Source organism: Vibrio sp. Y176, from assembly GCF_033438945.1.
On sequence record NZ_JAWOQS010000001.1, the window covers coordinates 296415 to 316972 of the forward strand.

The window sequence follows — 20558 nt, forward strand, 5'->3', positions numbered from 1 at the left end:
TGAACGATTAAACCAGCTTTCTCTTTCAAGTGACGTTGTATGCCACCAAAAGTAACGAAATTCGTTACTTTTATTTCCATTTGTTTATTGAGTTACTAATTGCGAGACTTATTGGTGAGTTTTCTTTCCCATGGTTCAAACAGAGGGAACGTCCAGCGACGCATCGCAATAATCAGAGAGGTGCCGTGTTTTTCGTCCATATCGAGAGAGCTATCACTTTGGCAAGCCTGATAAAACTCATCGATGACCTTTTGCAGTTTCTGTTGTAGCTTCTTGTTGGTTGGTACACTCATCAATCCTGTTGCCATGGAGAACTTTTCATCTTCACCAGAAAAGTAGCTTTGGAAAAAGGCGTCTTGAACTTGCTGTTGGAAGAACCGTTGAATAGGGCCGCCCATCTGCCACTTAAATGTCGGAGATATACGCAAACGAATTTTGTTATTTGGCTGCAAGTCGATGATGTTCAGCCGATCCAAATGAGCAAGCTTTTGCACCAGTTCCAACTCATTGAAGGTATATTGCTGAACGATTTGTTCAAACTGATAGCCATTTACAACACAGATCGCCACGAGCAGCAGGGCTTTATCGTCAACCAGCTGCTTTTCTTGCTCTAACGTTAGCGACTCTAGACCTTTATTGTGCGCAGCCGCGAGCTTAAATAGTTCCGCCATTTCTAAACCAATCAATTGGCAAATTCGTTCTAAGCGCTCAAGGCTAATGTGCTGACCTTCAGCGAGTAAACGTTTGACGCTTCCTTCACTTAAATTAAGGTGTTGTGCAACATCCGCATAATGCAGCCCAGCTAACTTTAGTTGGCGTTTAAGCTCTTTAATTAACGTATAGCTTTCTGACATTTACGCTGTTACCTCGTCGTGTAACTGCTCTAGGTACGTTTGCATAAAGGTTTTGCGTTTTTGCGCTTCGCGTCTCGCTGACTCCGTGTTCATGGTTTCAGCGATTTTGAATAACTTGGTTTGAAAGTGATCCAGAGTGAATTGTTTATCGTTAAGTTCACGTTCTTCGGCAAATATATCGCTGTCGTTGTAAAGTTGCGCGTTAAATTGAGTGCTGACTTGAATGCATCGCGTCACGCCAATTGCGCCTAAAGCGTCCAGACGGTCGGCATCTTGGACGATTTTGGCTTCCAACGTATTTGGCCTGATGTTTGCGCTAAAGCTGTGTGCCTCTATCGCATGAGCAATGGCATCATGATATTGCTGCGGATAATCGATACTCTCTAAAAATGCGACCGCTTTTTTGGCTGCGATGATTGAGCTCTCTTTGCGATTTGGGTGATCTTTCGGGTAAGTAAAGCAATCATGCAAATAGGCAGCCGGTAATACAATCGCGATGTCTGCATTTTCTTCTTTGCAGAGCTGTTTCGCTGTTTTGACCACGCGTTTTACGTGTTTAAGATCATGAGCTGCATCTACTTGCATCTCTTGCTGCATAAATTCCAAAAATTGCGGTTCTATCTGGCTTAATGACGTCATGGTTCATATCTACAACTAAAATGAAGTCAGAAGTATGCCCAACGCTTAGAATAATTTCCAAGTGCGATGGTGTAATTGAGATTCAGCCACCAGAACCTTGTGCAACGTTTGGTACTGAGCCGTTTTATATGGCCTTTCAATGTGTTCAGTGGTTTATGAGACAAGAATAGACAGAGCGAGCAGTGATGTTTACCAGTAGAAAAAAGGCCTGACGATGTCGTCAGGCCTTTTTCGTTTCGCCGATCTTTTTAGCGTTTGAACGTTACTTGCTCTGCTTGTTCAAGATGAATATGAGTTGTCGCAGGCTGTGTTTCTGCAATCACTTTACCGTGACGAACAGAGTAACGAACCGGCACTTGGCGACGTACTGCGTCAAAAACATTTTCTGCGGGAAGAATCAGTAAACTACCTGGTTTGCCTTCTTCAATGCCGTGCTTGTCTTGAATGTTCAGTGTACGTGCTGAATTGTTGCTGATCAGATCCAGTGAGTTGTTGATTTGGTCGTAACCCATCACCTGACACACGTGCAGACCCATATGCAGTACTTGCAGCATGTTTGCAGTGCCTAGTGGGTACCAAGGGTCAAATACATCATCGTGTCCAAAGCAGACGTTGATGTTGGCATTCAGCATCTCTTTCACTCGTGTTACGCCGCGACGTTTTGGGTAATCATCAAAACGTCCTTGTAAGTGAATGTTCACCAATGGATTTGCCACGAAGTTGATACCGGACATGCGTAATAAACGGAACAGGCGAGATGCGTATGCACCGTTGTAGGAACCCATCGCTGTGGTGTGACTGGCCGTGACTTTATTCCCCATATCAAACTTGTGCGCTAATGCTGCCAGTGTTTCAACGAACCGAGATTGTTCGTCATCGATTTCATCACAATGCACGTCGATCAGGCGGTCGTATTTTTTCGCTAACTCGAATACGTAGTGCAACGATTCAATGCCATATTCGCGTGTGAATTCAAAGTGTGGAATCGCGCCAATCACGTCCGCACCTAATTTGACGGCTTCTTCTAGCAGCTCTTTGCCATTTGGGTAAGAGAGAATTCCTTCCTGCGGGAAGGCGACGATTTGGATATCTACCCATTCTTTCATCTCTTCACGCACTTCTACCATCGCTTTTAGGGCAATTAGGGTAGGGTCTGAAACATCGACGTGGGTACGAACGTGTTGTACGCCGTTTGCTATCTGCCATTTTAAGGTTTGTTTTGCGCGCGCTTTCACGTCTTCAATCGACAGCATTTCTTTGCGCTCAGCCCAACGTTCAATACCCTCAAACAATGTGCCAGAGATGTTCCAGCTTGGCTCACCTGCGGTTTGAGTTGTATCTAAGTGAATGTGTGGCTCGCAGAAAGGCGCAACCGCCATACCGCCTTCAGCATCGATGATGTCACCGTTATGACTAAGCTCCACATCGTTGCTTTCAATGCGCTTGAATTGACCATCTTCAATCAAAATTTGCTGCAGACCTTTTTGTCCTTTTAGCGTTACGTTTTTGATCAGTAGTGTTGTCATGATGGTTCCTTACGCTGGCTGTGTAGCCAGTGCTTTTTTGTTGAGAACAGGATTAAGAATCAGGAAGCTAATTGCGCCGCCAAGTACAGCGTTAATCGGCACTACGCCAGGCAGGAAGTGTCCCGCACCAACGCCAATCACGACAGCGATAATGCCAGCCCAGTTAACGTTTTGGAATTGGGCGGCTTCAAAGTTTGCGTAGCGTTTACGGTTCGTGAAGAAGTCAGCGATGATCACACCGCCAATCGGTGGAATTGCCAAAGATAAGAAGGTCAGCCAGCCAACAAAGTTATTGTAGAGCCAGAGAGCGCAAAGTGTGCCAACAAGACCGTTCGCCATTGAGATGTATTTACTTGGTAAGCCTGTGATGTTGGAAAATCCAAGACCCGATGCGTAGAGCGCGTTGTCGTTGGTCGTCCAGATGTTCAAGCCAAGAACGATGATAGCTGGAATAAGAAGACCTTGCGCGATCATCACTTCAGAGATGTCTGATTGACCCGTCACCGACGCACCTGCCGCGCCAAAGATAAACATTAACGAGTTACCGATGAAAAATGCCACCATGGTGATCATCACGGCGCTGCGCGGCTTTTTGCCAAAGCGTACGAAATCCGCCGTTAACGTACCTGCACTAACAAAAGAGCCGACAACCATCGCGAGTGCTATTGAAAAATCGAGTGGCTCGCTTGGTTGAACTTGTTGTAGTTCGCCAATACCGCCAACGCTCTTTACTGCCTCGATGACAGAGTAACCGCCAAGTAGTGCAATCGCGGGAACGGCGATTGCTGACAGCACCACCAGTGCTGAGATTCCAAAGTAAACGGTCGCGGTCATGAGCAAACCGGATACAAGGATCAATGTGTTGGTATCGATGTCCGTTGCTTTGTGCACCGGAATCGCAAACATCGCGACACCAACTCCAAACCACCCGACTTGAGTACCGCCAAGAAGAGCGGAAGGAAGCCAAGAGCCTTTAGAACCAAAAGAGAAACGAGCAAGAAGGTGAGTAGAGAGACCAGTAGAAGCGCCGATGTAACCGAGGAAAGAAGTGTAAGTACCGAGGATTAGGTTGCCGATGAGAACAGCGAGGAAAAAATCATTAAAGGAGAGCCCAGTACCGAGAGAACCCCCAGTCCACATACTTGCGGAGAAAAAAGTGAGTCCTAACATCACCATTGTAAGTGACGCCACGCCTTTTCTGGCCGTGTTAGGAACTGGTCCAAGACTGTAGTTATTGTCTCCAGCCATTATTACCTCCGCACATTGAAATATTAAATTATAGCACCTGATTTTCAGGCAAACGGCGCGTATTATCGTGATGTAAATTTAATAGTCAATGATAAAATTGCAATTTAAACGTTTGCTTTGTTTTTGATGTGTGTTTTTTCTTTTAATAACAATGGTTTGATTTTTAAATTCTAAAGGTGGAAATTTTGATTTTACGTATTTTCTATGATTTATAGACAGGTTTTCTATGTGAAATGAATGTTTTGAATTGCTATTTGTTTTTATGGATTAAATTTATCTATAACTCTGGATTGTTCAGTCGATTTCTATGAAAAGAAAACGATTTCATGATGAGGTTTTTGGTTTGGACGTTATTTGTTCTTTTTTTGGGTGTGTTTTCTTGGTTTTATTTTATGTAGGTGATTTATTTTTGTTGAAGCTGGCATTTCTAATGGTTTAGTGGGCGAATATTTGAATTTTATAAACAGTAAACAATCTGTTGTGGGTAAGAAAAGTACAACCGAGCTCGGTCAGAGGATAAGAGGGCAATAGCCACATAAAAAAATAGCCAACCGCAAAGAGTGCGATTGGCTTATATACATGTGAACAAAATCAAGTTCACTAACAACGTCAGTTGGCTAGGTGACCCTCGGCTTAAGAAGGGTCGATTTATATAATGCAGTTACTGTGCCAACTTTAATATGCCCTAAAATACGTAGTTTCTGTGACATGCGTTGCTTAAAGTTTGAGTATGTTTGCAATTTGCAACTGCGTTATGCAATTTGACTCTATTATGCTAATGATTGATTAATAAACAATGAACCTTTTAAAGCATGACTAAACTCGCCGTTCCTAAAAAGGCGAAAAAACCAACTACATCTGTCACTGTTGTTAGAATCACCGAGCCAGCCAAAGCGGGGTCCAATTTAAACTTATCCAGAATAATGGGAATCAGCACACCAAATAAAGCTGCGGTAATAATATTGACGATAATGGCCAGCGCGATGGTTCCCCCAAGAACCGGAGATTGAAACCACAATCCGGCGAGCCCGCCGATGATTAACGCCCAAGCAATGCCGTTCAGAGAGCCAATACCCAACTCATTTTTCAATAGCTTGAAACGGTTACCTGGGGTGATCTGATTAAGCGCCATCGCACGAATCATTAGAGTGAGCGTTTGGCTGCCAGCAATGCCCCCCATGGATGCAACAATTGGCATGAGCACCGCCAAAGCCACCACCTGCGCAATTACATCTTCAAATAGTCCGATAGTGACAGACGCCAAAATCGCAGTAAGCAAATTGATGCCTAACCAAACACCGCGCTTTTGCGAGCTTTTTAATACTGGCGCAAACAAGTCATCGCCTTCATCCATACCTGTACCGGCCATCAAACGTGCTTCGTAGATTTCACGCTGTGTACTCAATGCAAACTGCCAATCGACTTCACCGATCAGTGTTTGGTCTGCATCAGTTACAGGGAGAGCGGGCAGTGTGCTGTGTTCTAATGCCTCTACCGCTTCAGGAAGCATCATTTTACTGTCTAGAACCGTCACAGCCTCAATAACGAGTGTTTTTAAGCGAGTATCGGGGTCACCACGTAAGATATCGAAGTAGTTGACCGTTCCACGATACTGTTTATTACGATTAATCAGATACACCTGTTGAGGCGTGTCGTAGCTATAGCGCTCCATTAACTGCTTAGCTGTCCCAATCGTAATGTTGAAGGGCAGGGTGATGATCTTACGTTCAGCCCAGTGGCCGAGTTCTTCATCAGCATACTCGTTTGCTTGATCGTAAAGTTCCAACTCATCTTTTTCTATCAACGAGAGCGCTTCGTTGATGATCGACTCTGGCAACGAATCGGCCCATTCGATGAGCGACAAGTTGTCGAGTTTAGCGAGAGTGAGTTTTAGCTCGACTTCAGATAACGCGTTGATGATAGAGAAACGTACGTCCGCACGCATTTCCGTTAACACGTCGATATGTAGCTCTAGTGGTAAAGCTCGCCATAAGCGAACACGATCGTCGATTGGAAAGGCTTCTAGAATCAGGGCAACCGCGCCGGGCTCGAGGCCCGCTTCAATAGATTCATTGAGCGTTGCGACTTGATCCGCTTCTTCGGCTTGGCCAATTTGCTGGATTAGAGTGGAGAGATCTTGAAACTTGCTCACCGAGTACCCCGATAGTTAATTCGTTTTATGGAAGTATGGCATGTTATTGAGATGCACAACTATGCATCTTAACCTTGCTCAAGGTACTTGAAAGTAACAGAAAAACAATAGGCTATTCGCTGTTGATGGTGAGATATGGCTGTACCAATTGGCGAATGTTCACTTTTGCGCCAATACGGGCTGCCAGCAAGTACATTCCGCCGATTTTTCTGTGCAAAAATAGGGCATCTGCTGGTGGAGTATGCCAGTATTCTTGCTCCATGCTTAGAATGGTGCCAGCCTCGCGAAGCTTTTGTGCTAAGCCGCTGGCTTTAAAGTCATAAGGCTCATCGACCAACATAGGTTCACATGCCATTTTCACTAGATCGAGAATCGCTTGGCGTTGGTCTGGAAGGATGGTTTGGCTGAAGAAGCCTATTTGTTCAAGCGCATCATTCAAGCCTTGTTCGTCATTGTTAACGACAGATGCGAAAGCTTGGCGATAGCCGGTACTGAACCGTTCGCTGTATTCGCGGGTCGCACCAAAGTCTAGCAAGCCGATTTGACGAGTGTTTTCGATATATAAGTAGTTGGCGAAGTTGGGATCGGTTTGCACCATCTTAAATTCGAACAGCTCTCGAAACAGTAATTCGAGTAGGCTGTGCATGACAAAATCCCGTGTACTCTGATCATAATGTTCGATTTGCTCAATCGGGCTACCATCAATGAATTCCATCGCGAGAACGGAGTCTGAGCAACTTTCAGTATGAATCTTCGGTACGACAAAATGAGGGTGCTCCTTCAAAGCGTCATGATAACGAATGGCAAATTGCGCCTCTCGTGCGTAATCGGCTTCATCATGTAGCTGTTTTTTCGCTTCTTCGAGCAATCCTTTGTAGTCGACAGACTCGGGAATCAACCCAACGACCTTGAGCAGTGTACCGACATTGTCGACGTCGCTATCGATACTTTTCCGTATGCCCGGATATTGCACTTTGACGGCTAGGTTATCGCCCGCATCGCTGTAGGCTTGGTGCACTTGTCCTATTGATGCACTGGCGATTGGTTTGAAGTTAAATGACAGAAACTCAGCTTTCCAATTCGTTCCTAGCGAACTTTCCATTACTGCGTTGAGTTGTTTTGCAGGCATTGGGTCTGCGTTGGAACGAAGACGGGAAAGAATATCGGCAAGTTCAGGTTCTAAAACATCACCAGCATCCATTGATAGCATTTGACCAAGCTTCATTGCAGCGCCACGCAGGTGAGCAAGTTGGTCAGTTAAGCGCGCGATGTTCTGTGGCGTCAGCAAGAGGTCTTTCGCTTTTGGTTTGTTGCCTTTGGCTATCTGTTTCGTGCCTTCTGCAATCACATTGCCTGCGACACGGGTAGCAAGTGAAGCGAACTTGCTGAATCTTGAGATGCGATGGGTAGGTAGGCTTCTTTCCTTTGCCGACATGAATCTTCTCCGCTATTTACTAACTAATTGTTATACGGGAAAAGGATATGTTTGGATACAAATGAAAAGAAAACCGCCAGCGTAACTGGCGGTTTGCGAGTTTAGATAGAGTAGAAGAAGTACAGTTGAGACTTCATTCGGATGATGATCCCGCGAATCACATCTAAGAAGGCCATGAAGCCTATCGGTTTTTCACCGCTGACCCATGCGAGGCCAACAGAGCCAACAGGGATGTCGTAGCCTTCTGGCTCATCAATCTTAAGACGAACAAAGTGGTGTTTGTTCTGTAAGTTCTTTCCAGTGGTGACACGTACGGAATCATCGAAACCCAGTAGATTACCTTGTGACTCACCTGTTGCTTCAACAATGCCTTCGACGGTCGCTGAGAAGATCTTACCTGGGTAAACGGACGAAGAGAATTCCGCTGGCTGACCCGGTTTGATGTTACGAATCGCCTGATGGTTGACCCGCATCAGCACATACTTCTCGTTAGTGTACATGTTGATACGCGGCATCATCGATACACGCTGACCTTCACGCAGGATAAAGTTGGTGACAAAGCCATCTGTTGGGGCATGAACTTTTGTGCTATTCAAATCCCATTGCGCTTTTGCAATTTGCTCTTCAGCTTGGCGCAGTTCGGCTTGTTTGGTTTCAACTGCAAGTTCCGCTTTATGAATCGCCAGTTTTGCACGGGAAATATCGACTTGTTTCTTCTTGATTTGAGACTCAAGGGTTAACACGTTGTGACGTGCCATATCTACCGTGCTCGATTGTTTGTCGATGTCGCTTTCCGTGATGGTGTTTTGCACCACTCGGTTTTGCTCAACATAACGATCTAGCATTTTTTTCTGCAATTTGTAGTCAACTTTGGCCGCTTCCAACTGGCTCTTGGATGTTTCTAGATCTTGCACTAGCGCTTCGTGGTTAGCTTCTTCAATCTCAATGTCGCCTTTTGCCGTAGCTAATGCAACGCGAGCAGAATCAGCGGATACGTTCGCTTGATTTAATGCGATTTTGTATTGCGTTGGGTCAAGTTCATAAATGAGCTGACCTTCTCTAACTTTCTGATTTGGCCTAATGTAAATGTGGTCAACTTTACCTTTTACATTGGTTGAATCTGGACGCAATTGGATGTGTGGCGACTGCACGACAGAACCGCCGGATAAATCCATCGGGGTGAAGTTAATCAAACCTACCCAGACGAACATTAGCCAACCAAAGCCGCCAAGATAAGCGAACGATTTGGTTGCTTTGTTCCAAGGCATGCCAACCAAACGCAACAGGTAGATGAAGAGTGCCCATACTGCTAAACCTTCTAACATTATGCTTCCTCTTTTGGCTGTGTTTCTGTTTGCGGTTTACTTTTCCATGTATCACGCAGATTGATGATGGCTTTTTCCATATCAACAAATGCAAAGATCACGGCTAGTACCCAAACCCAGTGCCAGACAAACCCTATCCAGGTCAGCGCAGTGATGAGCCCTATCTGATGATGGTCTTTGCTGTGTGCTTTATTGATAGGTAATTCATGGATTTTCCAAAAGCCGTAACACGCGCCCGCGACACTCGCGATTAAAACGACAGCAGCGACAACATGTAACGCCGTATCTGCGCCTGTACCGACAAATGGGACACTCAGTAAACTCATTAAACACTCCTCTATCAAACTGTTGGCGTATTGTGATCTGAATTTGATTTGCGGCTTTCTTTGTGACAGATTCAATCACTATAGGATTAAATTTGATGTGATTGGTTATGAAAACGGTTCGGTTTATTCGCGCGATGGGCATTCTAAACATGCATAACCTCGCGTTATCTAAATACAATTTGGACTCGGATGAGTTAGGGATCCCAGCATCGGTGTTTCGTAACCCAATGACACTGATCCCGCTAAAAGCCGTTGCGGAATGGTATCGTTGTGTTGAACAAGCCAGTGGTGACCCGGATGTGGTGTTGAGTCTCAGCCGAGGTATTGAACTGCAAAAGCTAGGGCCAGTGGGACGCTGGTTATTCTCCGGCAATGATTTAGCCAGTACGATTCGGCGAGTGAATTATGGTGTGAGCAACCTACAATCAGGGGCGTTTTTTGCTGGCGAACAGTCGGGTAAAATCATCAAATGGACTTACCACAACCCGTTTATAGAAACGTCAGTAAAGGTGCACGATAGTATCCGCTGTGCGGTATTTATGATTAAGGTGTTACGCGAATTTCTTGGCAAAGATTACCAGCCTTTACGTGTCAAGGTTTCAGGCTCGAGAAAAAATACGGAGCGATACCGGGAATATTTCGGCTGCGAGGTGGAATGGAGTCAGCCAAAAACAGAGATATGGATCCCAGGAGATGACCGACTAGCTTCTCGCCAAGTGAGCCATCGAGAAGACAACCGTCTAGCGATGAGTTTTTCCGATTTAGATGATTTGCTTAATATGCCCGACCCAGAAGATGAGTTGAAAGTGATTTATGAAGTGGTGAATTACAGCAGCCATTATGGATTGCCAACGTTAGAGCGCGTTTCTTCTCTGCTTGATTTATCTGAACAGCAGTTTCAACGTCGTTTGCATAAATTAGGACTCAATTTTTCGACGGTTTCTGGCTATGTATTGAGTAATATTGCAGCTGGTTTGTTGAGTAAGCGCGTGAGTATTGATGACATTGCCACGCGCCTTGGTTATACCAATGTGGCGAGCTTCAATCGTATGTTTAAGAAACATCGTGGATTAACGCCCAAGCAGTATACGGGAAGATTAGAGAAGTAGTGCTCCACTTATCTCTATGAGTACAAGCAATAAAAGCCCTCAAAGTTGAGGGCTTTGTTATTTTTTGTGTCGTTTTATGTGATGGCTATTTCTTAGGACGCCAACTTAGTGCACTTGCAACAGCGCCGATGGCAATTACATCCTTTTTTTGTTCGCTAAGTTCAGGGAGCATCTGCACCGCAATGGTACCGTTCGTCTGCACTGCGGCAATTTCTTGTGTGCCCTCCTTAAAGCTATAACCCAATGGAATGTCTACCGCCATCATGGCGTCAGGACTAGTATGTACAGTTTCTACATTAAAGTGGGTGCTACCAATACGCACTACGCCTGTCTCTTTTTTCTCAAAGCTGATGTCGATGAGAGCGGATTTTGGCTCCATCGCAAACTCACCGACTTTTTTACCATCTTGAGTAATGTCACAGGTGTAAGGATCATTCCCACCAAAATCGACGCCCATGTAGTTAACCGACATACCGCCTCCGGTGCAGTTCAAAAGCCAAGTTTCCCCGCTGTCGATACGAGTCACTTCTGCGCCCATTGAACCTTCTTTGAAAGAGATACGGTTAAACCAACTTGAGTTAGAAGCACTGCGTGAATACTTGCCTTTGTACTTACCAGCAAAATCAAAATGGCCATCTGCACCGAATCCCCAAAAATCACCGTCGGTTTTGATCAGCATTTCTGGTTGTGCTTTTACGGCATCAGTACGATCCATGACGGCTAGGCCACCACAACCAACAAGGAGCAAGGGAGCGAATAGAATAAGTTTCTTCATGTTTTTCATTGTTTATAGCTTGGTTACATCTAGGGTTTGGTCGGTGAATTGGATGTTCTGAATGTCGTACAACTCGTCAGTGCCTGTATTTGGGCACTCAACAGAAACACTCTTTGCTTTGATAACAGTACATTCCGCCAGTTTGTGTGGCACGATATAGGTGTTGATACCGCCTTCACCATAAATGCTGTTGTCTTTGCTGTTGCCTTCAAAAGTATTGTTTTGATCATTACCGATCACATTCATCGCGTCGTCGCCAATGATCTTCACTTTTGTTAGCCACTGAGATTTGTAGGTGTACGCTTCTATCGAACCGTCTTTGTTGGGAGCCATACGGAAGGTAGGTACTGTGCCTGGATTTGTCTTTTCTGTGTAGAGCTTGACGCCCGCAGAGTCGATATTCGCGGTATATTGCAAGTATCCGTGGAATAAGCCACTGATCCAATCAACGGCTTGTGGATCTTGGGTTTGCATTTCTTCACGCGTTAACGCTTGGTAGCCATCTAAACCATGTCCGTTTGCTTTTGCTACACCCATGTAAGCTTCAAAAGCGGCAGCAAAATATTCGTGAGAATATGAAGGGCCCGTTTTTTTAACACTTTCAGGATCGAAGTCGTCCGATTTCCAATCGTCCCAGTCATACTGAGTAGGGCGCCACACCGTCGGTTTGCCCGATTGAATATCGTTATAGATGCTTAACGCATGAGCTTGAATGTCATTTTGCAGTGCCGCAGTCGCCGTGTTAGGTGCAATACCTTGCGCTTGGACCAAGTGTAAAATTTCTTCAAAAGCGGCGTCTCGTTCGGCTTTTTTACCAAGATTGGCGCAGTAATCGGCAAAATTACTCATGTAATGGCAATCGCCTTCAACTGTCAGTTCTCGATACATTAAAGATTGGCTATTCCTTAGCCAGTTTGGTGTTTCTTTACTAGTTACTAATGTTGACGCGATAGATGTGACAAGTGTATCCATATCATCTTCGTTAAGTACCATCATGCTTACAACAAACTTTTCTAGAGAACTCGTATCAAAAGAGTGTGCTAAGCCCGAGTTTGTAACTGCATCGTTCAATTTATCTTGGCGAATCAGTTCGTTGATAAAGATTTTGGTTAACATCTCATCATTCTGTTCGTCGTTTTCGGTCAGCATTAGTGTGGCATCACGCTCGGCTAATGTCTTAGCGATACGAGACTTGTCAGCACCGTACTTAGAGTCTGGTTGGTTTGTTAGAAGGTGTTGGATGATTTTGGCTGCACGAAAGATTTTTTCATTATTCGCACCGTCATCAACGGCCACAATGTGAAATGTATCATTGTTATTTGCTTCAGAAAGGGAGATTTTCACATAGTGGGTGAAGCCAGCATCAGCAGCCACTTTTAACTTGGCTGGAAACTCTGTAGAAACGACAGTTGGGATTGTGACAGTGCTCAATGTTGGCATTGGTGGTGTTGGAGGTTTCGTTGTCGATGGTTTCGGATTAGATTCACTGCCGCCACAAGCAGTTAGACTTATCGCGCAAAATATGGCTAAAGGTGTTAATTTGGAATATCTCATTTCATGTTACTCGTAGACTTTATTAGAGCAAGAAACTTAGAAGCAACATAAAGTCCTGTCTATATAAGCAAACTAAGTCATATATGTTGATATTGTTTTTTGGTAAGACCTATTATTCGATATGTTTAAAAATATAGTAGATTTTTATTCCGAATTTTATTTTATATGTGAAGCTATATTCTGATAATAAATAAAACATCAGGTTATTGTATGGTTTAAGGGGTATGGAATGATTAGGGTTATCGTATATGTATGGTTTGTAAGCGTATGTAAGCCTGCTTTTTATTAAAATTATCATTTAAGTGGGTTGCGTAGTATAGGACGAGCGATATACTCCCTCCATCATATTGGTGGAGTAAATGATTCATGGTGGGTAATACAATCTTACTGGTAGAAGACGACTCAGAGATTGCTCGATTAACCAAAATGTACCTCGAAGCCGAAGGATATACGGTAACTGTCATCGATAACGGTCAAAATGCATTAGAAACGATTAAGGGGCTCAAGCCGGACCTAGTGCTGTTAGATTTAATGTTACCAGGAAAAAATGGCGCAGAAATATGCCAAGAGGCGCGTAAGTTTTATCATGGTATTATCATTGTTTTGACTGCGACCGATGATGAAATGAGCGAGGTGAGCTTATTTAAGTTCGGTGCTGATGATTACCTTACCAAACCGATAAAAGGTAATATTTTGCTCGCCCGTATTGAAGCAGCGTTGCGTCGCTATTGTCGTCAAGTTGATATCGTTGAAGAAGAAAAGCTGAGCCGATATGGCATTAGTCTTTGTCTTCGTCGCTCCCAAGCATTTTATTTGCAAAAAGATATTGGTTTAACGAGTTCTGAGTTTGAAATTTTAGAGCTCCTGATGCTGAATGTCGATAAGCCAGTATCTCGTGAATCATGTTGTCGTCTTGCCCGAGGCATTGAATACTGCATTACTGATCGTTCGATTGATATGCGTATATCGTCGCTAAGGAAGAAATTCTCCAAGGCTCATATCCATACGGCTACCATTAAAACTATACGTCACCACGGCTACATGCTGACAGGTAAATGACGCGTGTTTTCCCTGTTTACTCGTCTATATGTGGGGTTAGTAACCGGCCTTGCGCTGACTGTTGCTTTGTTTCTCTTTATAGGGGAAGAGTACATGCGCAAAACAGAAGTCGGTGTTTTTTTGAACGATGGTGCTTATTTTGTCGATCAATACATTGAGCAGCGAGGCACTCCGGATTCTCTCTACAAGAAGTTAACCGAAAACGGCAAGCAAGATTTCTTTATCTTTGATTTAACATTGGTTGAGAACTGGGACGGATCACCGCCTTGTCGAGATTGTAATCTGCTGTACCGAATGCAAGGGGTACCTGTTTATCTTATTGACGGCAGTACCTATGCTGCGGTATTCCCTTTGCCTAACACTTCGAAGAGTTTAGTTTTCAAAGAAAAAACGGACTTCTTTAGCCCACACGTTGATTGGAATGAAGATTCTGAGATTGTATTTATACTTACTCTGCTTTTGGTTGTTGTATGCAGTTTAGGCATTATGGTTTACATACCTGTACGACGTCTTGACCGCCAAATTCGGCAACTAACGGCTGCGCAACAACAATTTGGTTCTGGTGAGTTGAATACGCGAGTCGATCTAAAGCAATTTTCGCAACCCGTGAAAGAGCTCGCCCAAGGCTTCAACTGCATGTCTGAAGAGATTGAGAGACGAGTACGCCAAACACACATCTTTACTCAAGCTATTCCTCATGAAGTGCGCACTCCGCTGAGTCGTATTCAGCTAGCGACGGATTTAGCTCGACGCATGAGTGGTGAAATGCAGGCAGAGTTACATGACGATATTGAACGATACGTTGATGTAGTGACGGATTTAACATCCGACATCGTCATGCTGTCTCGCTTGAGTGTGAAAAACCACTCATGGATCGATTCTGTTGAAACCATGGAACTGCCACTTTGGTGTAAAAGCCGCATGAATTACCTAGGCTTAGAGTCCGCCATGTTGAGAGCAGAAAATGAACTCGCGAACCAATTGATTCACTTTCAGCCTACTTTGGGTAACCTCGTCCTCGATAATTTGCTGCAAAACGCCAAGCGTTACGGTGAATCCTGCGTTGAGGTGACGATTCGAACGGTAGAGGATTGTTGGAGCATCGATATTGAGGACGATGGTCCGGGCATCCCTGAAGCGATGCGAGAAGAAGTGTTTATGCCATTTTCGCGCTTAGACAAAAGCCGCAACGCCGACATGAAAGGCTTTGGTTTAGGGCTTGCCATCGCTACCAGTGCAGCGCGGCAACTGGGGTGGGAGCTTTCTGTCGGCGAGAGTCACTTAGGCGGCGCACGTTTTACGGTGCTTATTCCTGCCAACGGTTAGAGTAGGCACTGCGGTAGTCTGGCTCTGCGATACCTTCATACAAATCGTCACAAGCTTGCAGCGGACCTACGACGGTTCGGTAGGGTAGGACACCTGCCCAAACAGGGATGTCCATGTCTTCCGCATCGTCGTTGACGCCAAAATTGCTGATTTTCACTGATGCCTCCGTGAGCGGGATACGCAGTAGCATGGTGGCTTTGAGTTCTTTTTCATTACTCAAACGGACTTGTTCTGTTCTCCCCGGAGCGATCTGTTCAATAAAGTGATTCAGCAACCTGTCTTTCTCTTGGTTATCTTCCACCATCTCAAACTGGCCAAAGACCACAACACTGCGATAATGCGCACTGTGGTGAAACGCACTTCGAGCCAATACCCAACCATCAAACAAAGTAAAGGTTAAGCACGTTTGCACTCCTTGTTTGAGTGAGCGTAATAGTCGACTGTTGTTGGCACCATGGATATACACGTAATCATCGACACGCCATGCCAGCATAGGGATGACCACAGGGCCTGACTCGTTGGTTATCGCAATATGAGCGATTAGGCTTTCATCTATGATGGCGTGCAGTTTGCTAACATCAGAGACGGCTTTATGTGCGCCTTTCTTAATTTCCGTTCTATTGGTGTTGGATAGCATTTTCTCTCCTTGTTTGCTCACGATTACGAGCGATTGATCCTCATTCTTTGATTGCAATGTAGCGTTTAACTGGTAGCTTAAAGAGAGCCACTTTTAACTAATGGATGGATCCAGTTTGTCTTTGATTGATATCGGTGACCTGCATTTAAAAGACAGTGATGGAACGCGTCAGCAAGCGTTGTTTTTTGCTATTCGCAAGAAAATTGTTCAAGGACTGTGGGTGAAGAATGGGAAGCTGCCTTCTACGCGGAAGCTTTCACAAGAGCTTAATCTAAGTAGGAATACCGTGATTTCTGCCTACGAACAGTTAGTGGCGGAAGGGTACTTGAACAGCCAAAAAGGTTCTGGTTTTTATGTTGCCGTAGAACTGCCAGAGCAGTACTTGCCTGAACCTAGTTCAGTTCAGAGAGACTCATCACCGAAAGCTCACTTTGATATCAACCGCGCATTTGCACCGGGTGTGCCGGATTTGGACGCATTTCCGATGGCGCAATGGCAAAAGTTACTCACTCGCCATATGTCTCGTACTTGCTTGTTGGGGAATCAAGATATTCAGGGTAGTTGGGCATTGCGCTGTGCTTTAGCTGACTACCTCGCATCAAGCCGTTCAGTGAATTGTTCTCCAGAGCGCATTATTATTACCTCTGGGGCGCAGCAAGCGTTGTCAATTGCGACGATGGTAGTGCTCAAACAAGGTGATAAGGTTCTGATGGAGCAACCAGGTTACGCGCAAATGCGGAAGTTGATTCAGTTCCAAAACTATCAATTTGAGCCTTTGTTCGTAAGAGAGAAATTAGGTTTTGATGTGGAAGCGGTGACCTCAAGCGATGCCGATGCGCTGTATATTACACCAAGTAATCAATATCCGATGGGCACCACACTCAATACCGAGCAAAGAGGAAAGATCATCAACTGGGCGGTCGAACAATCAAGTTGGATCATCGAGGATGATTATGACAGCGAATTTCAGTTTGCTCATCGTCCCTATACCAGCTTACAGGGGCTAGCAGCTCAAATGGGTCGAGATGATCGTGTGTTGTATGTGGGTTCCTTCAGTAAAGTGATGTTTAACGGATTGCGGCTTGGCTACCTTGTAGCTCCTGAACGTTTAGTAGAGCAATGTTTGGTGGTTAAAGATGCGTTAAGTGGTGATTCGCCGACGCATACACAAGAAGCATTGGCAGATTTTATTACTGAAGGTGGGTTATTACGTCATATTCGAAAAATGCGTCGACTGTACAAAACTAAGCATGAACAGATGCATTTATCCATTCAACAGCATTTTGGCGACCGTGTTTGCGTCGTTAGCCAAGCGGCGGGGCTTCATATTACGTTGAAATGGCAAGATGGTATGGATGAGCAGCGTTTTACGAAACTAGCAGAGCATGAAGGGATCATCTTGCGACCTTTGAGCTATTATGAACACCCAGATTTTCAAGCACGTCACTGGCATGGTGCCGTGCTTGGTTACGGCAATATCGCGTTAGAGAACATAGACGCTGGTATCCAACGTTTAGCTCACATATTTCGAAATGGGAAGCGATGACTATTCAACTACACGTGTTTGTCGCTTATGTCGCCACTGTTTCCAAGGCAGTAAAAGTAGAGTAAAAATGCCAAGTGCATATAACATTGACCAGCCTAAACATATAAAAACACCGGTACAAAGCAGCAGGGACAGTCCCGCAAGTGTTTTACCAAATCCTCGAAGCAATTTGAAAGCGGCTAACATCGCCAACATGTAAACCAGAACGAATACACTGTTTGCGAGTTTTAGGAAAAACTCCAGATCGAGCTGTGATAGGGTTCCTATCACACAAGATATCAATAATATGCCGCCAACTAATATGGTGGCTGAGAAAGGGACACCACGACGTGAAATCTTGGCTAGTGGACTAGAAGGACGATGTTCCCGAGCTTGAGCCCAGACCATTCGCGCTAGGCTCTGTGTGTATAAGTTAACGCTCGCGAAACAAGCGGAGAAACCTATCAAGCTGATTATCCATTTGGCTCCATCGCCTAGTAGTTGGGCACTAAGCCAGGGGATGGATGCGTTATCAAATTGAGCGTTACCATACGCGCCAAATTTTAAAATAACGACAGAGCATGCCCAATAGGTAGCCCCTGCTACAAAACAACCGACCACAATGGCAATAGGGAAATCTCTTTGAGGGTTTTTGAACTCTTCCCCCATATGGGCAAAAGCCTCTATGCCAACAAAACACCAGAACATCACGCCTAACGCTGCGGTAATAGGCCAAATTGACTCTTGTGTGATGGCGGGCATCACAAGATCGGCGCTGTTAACGTCGCCTTTCCATAAAAATGCGCCAACAAGTGCGAAGACACTCAAAGCAATAAGAGTTTGTAAATGACCTGATGATTTTGTGCCCATCAAGTTGACGAACACAAGAAGTACTACCGTGAGAACTTGTGCAAACAGATTGTTGCTAATAGGCTCTGGCAATATTTGTTGTAGAAAGCCTGCGGCGAGTGCAATCGCGGCCGGAACCCCTACCGGAATGACACTAACAAATAGCCAAGCGACACTACTTTCCAGTTTGGCGTTAAAGGCTTTGCGTACAAAAAAGGCTGTTCCGCCCGCGTTGGGGTATCGTTTACCCAGTTGAGCAAAAGTCAGCGCAATAGGACAAATCGCGATGAACAATAAAATCCAAGCCCATAGTGAAAAATGGCCAGCTATACCTGCTGCGATAGCCGGGATCATAAACAGCCCAGTTCCCATTAATGTGGTGGATAACTGTGCGATACCTGATGTGAGTGAAATGTCTTTTTTGAGCTCTTCCATGCGAATTGATTCATCCAATGTTATGAGGCTTATTACGAAAAAGCTTGTGGCTTCTGGTTATTTCGTTTTATGTGTTTAAGCGATGCTATTTATGTGCTGAGTACTTAAGTTGGGAATTTGATTTCAATGTGTTATCTATTTTCTGTTGAAATGGATAACAGCACTCATCTCATGCCCGCCAAATAGCATATCCAAAATGTTAATAACAAAATGATTTACTAAACCGTCAATATGACGGTTGTTTTAAATAATTCCAACAAAATGTTGGTTTCTTATGCAGTTAGAATCGGTATAGAATGAGAAAAATAAGGAAAGCTTGGTAACGGTATGGACAAGTTTGATCATAAGATTGTGGATCTGCTCAGGCACAACGCTCGGCTGTCGGTGACTGAAATTGCGGATAAAGTAAACCTTTCTCGTTCTGCGGTAACGGCCCGTATTCGTAAGCTAGAGCATGACAAAGTGATTCTAGGGTATCACGCTGAAATTGCGCCTTCGGGTGGGGATTCGATTTGCGCCTATTTTGCCTTAAAGTTCGATAAATCAACCTCTACGTATTATTGCGAATCATACGCGGACGAGTTATACAAAATTGATGGCGTAAAATGGTGTCATGCGATCAGCGGTGAGACGGACATGATGGTTTTTGTCGAAGTGCCTACGATGGCTCGCTTGAACGAAATCAGAGATCAAATTCAACGATATCCAGAGCTTCGAAACCTGATGACTCATACCGTCTTAGCTGAATTCTTTAACACGACTGGGAACCTGTTTGTGAAGTGACCATGAATGGATGCCATGTTGAAAACCCTTCTGAGCGAATATGTTAAACAACATTAATTTGAATCTACTTAGATCCTTGCATGTACTTTTAGAGGAGTGTCATGTCAGCCGGACCGCAGACCGTTTGCACATTACGCAGTCAGCTGTCAGTCGACAGCTTGCACAATTGCGCGATCTGTGTGGTGACCCACTGCTTATTCGTCAAGGTAATCAACTGATACCAACGCCACGAGCAATAGCGTTAAAATCAAAGCTTGATGCATTACTGGCTGAGTTTGACCATTTACTCGATGACCAACCTTTTGAGCCGCGGCAGTGGCAAGGTGAGCTTGTTATTGCTTCTAGTGACTACGTGGCGCAATACGTATTGCCCGATATTGCCTCTCACTTGGGTGAACAAGCGCCACAGTTAGATATGGCGTACCGACTGTGGCAACCCAACTTTCTTGATAAACTTCATGAGACGGGCATCCATATCGCGTCTTCTATGTATCCAGAAAAACCACAGAGCGTGTCGAGCGTTAAAATTGGTGAGGATTCATCAGTTTGTTTGATGAAATCTTCTCATCCGTTAGCAAAGCAGGACCAGATCAGTATTGAAGACTTGATTTCATATTCACACATCAAAGTGACTGGCGGCGGAGACAAAGATTCCTACACTGATTTAGCATTGAAAGAGCTAGGGCACACCCGCCACGTTACCTTTAAGGTTCCATTCTTCTCTGCTGCGATCAATCGCTTAGTTGCAAGCGAGCACCTGATGGTGGCTCCTGAACATATTGCCGTTAACCTCGCTAAGCATTGGGACTTAACCCATAAAGCATTACCACTCGAAACACCTATTCATCAATATTGGTTAATGTGGCACCCCAAATACGACACGGATCCTGCGCATAAATGGGTGCGAGAAGAGATTCGCTCAGTAATGCAAATTTCTGAATATTCCATTCGCTAATACGTACACCGTTTAGCTATGACTTGAAGTCATGATTAGTATGAAT

Annotated in this window: 18 protein-coding genes; 6 read left to right on the forward strand and 12 right to left on the reverse strand. The window is 44.7% G+C overall.

The annotated features are described in order from the left end of the window. Positions 1-95: 95 nt before the first annotated feature. The 8 genes from R7O13_RS01425 to R7O13_RS01460 all read right to left on the reverse strand — a co-directional run bounded on the left by R7O13_RS01425 (position 96) and on the right by R7O13_RS01460 (position 9505). Positions 96-854, reverse strand: coding sequence for a helix-turn-helix domain-containing protein (locus tag R7O13_RS01425; RefSeq protein WP_042522681.1), 759 nt, complete (start codon positions 852-854; stop codon positions 96-98). Beyond that, positions 855-1493, reverse strand: coding sequence for an HD domain-containing protein (locus R7O13_RS01430; RefSeq protein ID WP_017819864.1), 639 nt, complete (start codon positions 1491-1493; stop codon positions 855-857). A 248-nt stretch (positions 1494-1741) separates the two neighbouring features. Continuing rightward, positions 1742-3019, reverse strand: a complete 1278-nt coding sequence (locus R7O13_RS01435) for a cytosine deaminase (RefSeq protein WP_318302787.1) — start codon at positions 3017-3019, stop codon at positions 1742-1744. Positions 3020-3028: 9 nt separating this feature from the next. Then, positions 3029-4267, reverse strand: a complete 1239-nt coding sequence (gene codB, locus R7O13_RS01440) for a cytosine permease (RefSeq protein WP_318302788.1) — start codon at positions 4265-4267, stop codon at positions 3029-3031. Between the two features lie 805 nt (positions 4268-5072). Next, on the reverse strand, positions 5073-6419 hold the full coding sequence (locus R7O13_RS01445) for a magnesium transporter (RefSeq protein ID WP_005373641.1): 1347 nt from the start codon (positions 6417-6419) through the stop codon (positions 5073-5075). 112 nt (positions 6420-6531) lie between these two features. After that, positions 6532-7854, reverse strand: coding sequence for an ABC1 kinase family protein (locus tag R7O13_RS01450; protein ID WP_005385593.1), 1323 nt, complete (start codon positions 7852-7854; stop codon positions 6532-6534). 101 nt (positions 7855-7955) lie between these two features. Continuing rightward, the gene (locus R7O13_RS01455; RefSeq protein WP_213965416.1) at positions 7956-9179 is read right to left on the reverse strand and encodes an HlyD family secretion protein; all 1224 of its coding nucleotides are present in this window, start codon (positions 9177-9179) and stop codon (positions 7956-7958) included. Continuing rightward, complete coding sequence (locus R7O13_RS01460; protein WP_017635162.1) at positions 9179-9505, reverse strand: MFS transporter; 327 nt, start codon at positions 9503-9505, stop codon at positions 9179-9181. The genes R7O13_RS01455 and R7O13_RS01460 overlap by 1 nt, the downstream gene beginning before the upstream one ends. 107 nt (positions 9506-9612) lie before the next feature. On the opposite strand from R7O13_RS01460, the gene R7O13_RS01465 reads away from it, so the two are divergent. Beyond that, positions 9613-10614, forward strand: coding sequence for an AraC family transcriptional regulator (locus tag R7O13_RS01465; RefSeq protein ID WP_054574582.1), 1002 nt, complete (start codon positions 9613-9615; stop codon positions 10612-10614). A gap of 85 nt (positions 10615-10699) precedes the next feature. Here R7O13_RS01465 and R7O13_RS01470 read toward each other — a convergent pair whose 3' ends face one another. Both R7O13_RS01470 and R7O13_RS01475 read right to left on the reverse strand, forming a co-directional pair. Beyond that, positions 10700-11389, reverse strand: coding sequence for a hypothetical protein (locus R7O13_RS01470; RefSeq protein ID WP_080276951.1), 690 nt, complete (start codon positions 11387-11389; stop codon positions 10700-10702). A gap of 12 nt (positions 11390-11401) precedes the next feature. Next, positions 11402-12943: a hypothetical protein gene (locus tag R7O13_RS01475; RefSeq protein ID WP_213987108.1), complete on the reverse strand. Its 1542-nt coding sequence runs from the start codon at positions 12941-12943 to the stop codon at positions 11402-11404. A 366-nt stretch (positions 12944-13309) separates the two neighbouring features. Here R7O13_RS01475 and R7O13_RS01480 point away from each other — a divergent pair, with 366 nt between their 5' ends. Together R7O13_RS01480 and R7O13_RS01485 are read left to right on the forward strand one after the other, a co-directional pair. Continuing rightward, on the forward strand, positions 13310-14002 hold the full coding sequence (locus R7O13_RS01480) for a response regulator transcription factor (protein WP_005373624.1): 693 nt from the start codon (positions 13310-13312) through the stop codon (positions 14000-14002). 3 nt (positions 14003-14005) lie between these two features. Next, entirely contained in the window at positions 14006-15328 is a 1323-nt protein-coding gene (locus R7O13_RS01485; protein ID WP_318302792.1) for an ATP-binding protein, read from the forward strand. On the opposite strand, the gene R7O13_RS01490 is transcribed toward R7O13_RS01485, so the two are convergent. Then, positions 15309-15965, reverse strand: coding sequence for a pyridoxamine 5'-phosphate oxidase family protein (locus R7O13_RS01490; RefSeq protein ID WP_213893526.1), 657 nt, complete (start codon positions 15963-15965; stop codon positions 15309-15311). The genes R7O13_RS01485 and R7O13_RS01490 overlap by 20 nt on opposite strands. Before the next feature lie 100 nt (positions 15966-16065). Between R7O13_RS01490 and R7O13_RS01495 the strand changes: the two genes are divergently transcribed. After that, positions 16066-17511, forward strand: a complete 1446-nt coding sequence (locus R7O13_RS01495; RefSeq protein WP_213867607.1) for a PLP-dependent aminotransferase family protein — start codon at positions 16066-16068, stop codon at positions 17509-17511. Here the strand turns inward: R7O13_RS01495 and yjeH are convergent, their stop codons facing one another. Continuing rightward, positions 17512-18774 (reverse strand): L-methionine/branched-chain amino acid transporter, encoded by a 1263-nt coding sequence (yjeH, locus tag R7O13_RS01500; protein ID WP_213987106.1) that lies wholly within the window; start codon positions 18772-18774, stop codon positions 17512-17514. Between the two features lie 327 nt (positions 18775-19101). Here yjeH and R7O13_RS01505 point away from each other — a divergent pair, with 327 nt between their 5' ends. Next, positions 19102-19557, forward strand: coding sequence for an Lrp/AsnC family transcriptional regulator (locus R7O13_RS01505; protein WP_005373615.1), 456 nt, complete (start codon positions 19102-19104; stop codon positions 19555-19557). 40 nt (positions 19558-19597) lie between these two features. Beyond that, positions 19598-20512, forward strand: coding sequence for a LysR family transcriptional regulator (locus tag R7O13_RS01510; RefSeq protein ID WP_017819875.1), 915 nt, complete (start codon positions 19598-19600; stop codon positions 20510-20512). The last annotated feature ends 46 nt before the right edge of the window (positions 20513-20558 follow it).

Coding starts and splice junctions, on each gene's coding strand:
- R7O13_RS01505 (WP_005373615.1), top strand. CDS start 19,102: ATGGACAAGTTTGATCATAAGATTGTGGATCTGCTCAGGCACAACGCT.
- R7O13_RS01475 (WP_213987108.1), bottom strand. CDS start 12,943: ATGAGATATTCCAAATTAACACCTTTAGCCATATTTTGCGCGATAAGT.
- R7O13_RS01490 (WP_213893526.1), bottom strand. CDS start 15,965: ATGCTATCCAACACCAATAGAACGGAAATTAAGAAAGGCGCACATAAA.
- R7O13_RS01435 (WP_318302787.1), bottom strand. CDS start 3,019: ATGACAACACTACTGATCAAAAACGTAACGCTAAAAGGACAAAAAGGT.
- R7O13_RS01455 (WP_213965416.1), bottom strand. CDS start 9,179: ATGTTAGAAGGTTTAGCAGTATGGGCACTCTTCATCTACCTGTTGCGT.
- R7O13_RS01465 (WP_054574582.1), top strand. CDS start 9,613: ATGAAAACGGTTCGGTTTATTCGCGCGATGGGCATTCTAAACATGCAT.
- R7O13_RS01510 (WP_017819875.1), top strand. CDS start 19,598: ATGTTAAACAACATTAATTTGAATCTACTTAGATCCTTGCATGTACTT.
- codB (WP_318302788.1), bottom strand. CDS start 4,267: ATGGCTGGAGACAATAACTACAGTCTTGGACCAGTTCCTAACACGGCC.
- R7O13_RS01430 (WP_017819864.1), bottom strand. CDS start 1,493: ATGACGTCATTAAGCCAGATAGAACCGCAATTTTTGGAATTTATGCAG.
- R7O13_RS01450 (WP_005385593.1), bottom strand. CDS start 7,854: ATGTCGGCAAAGGAAAGAAGCCTACCTACCCATCGCATCTCAAGATTC.
- R7O13_RS01495 (WP_213867607.1), top strand. CDS start 16,066: ATGGATGGATCCAGTTTGTCTTTGATTGATATCGGTGACCTGCATTTA.
- R7O13_RS01470 (WP_080276951.1), bottom strand. CDS start 11,389: ATGAAGAAACTTATTCTATTCGCTCCCTTGCTCCTTGTTGGTTGTGGT.
- R7O13_RS01460 (WP_017635162.1), bottom strand. CDS start 9,505: ATGAGTTTACTGAGTGTCCCATTTGTCGGTACAGGCGCAGATACGGCG.
- R7O13_RS01425 (WP_042522681.1), bottom strand. CDS start 854: ATGTCAGAAAGCTATACGTTAATTAAAGAGCTTAAACGCCAACTAAAG.
- yjeH (WP_213987106.1), bottom strand. CDS start 18,774: ATGGAAGAGCTCAAAAAAGACATTTCACTCACATCAGGTATCGCACAG.
- R7O13_RS01480 (WP_005373624.1), top strand. CDS start 13,310: ATGGTGGGTAATACAATCTTACTGGTAGAAGACGACTCAGAGATTGCT.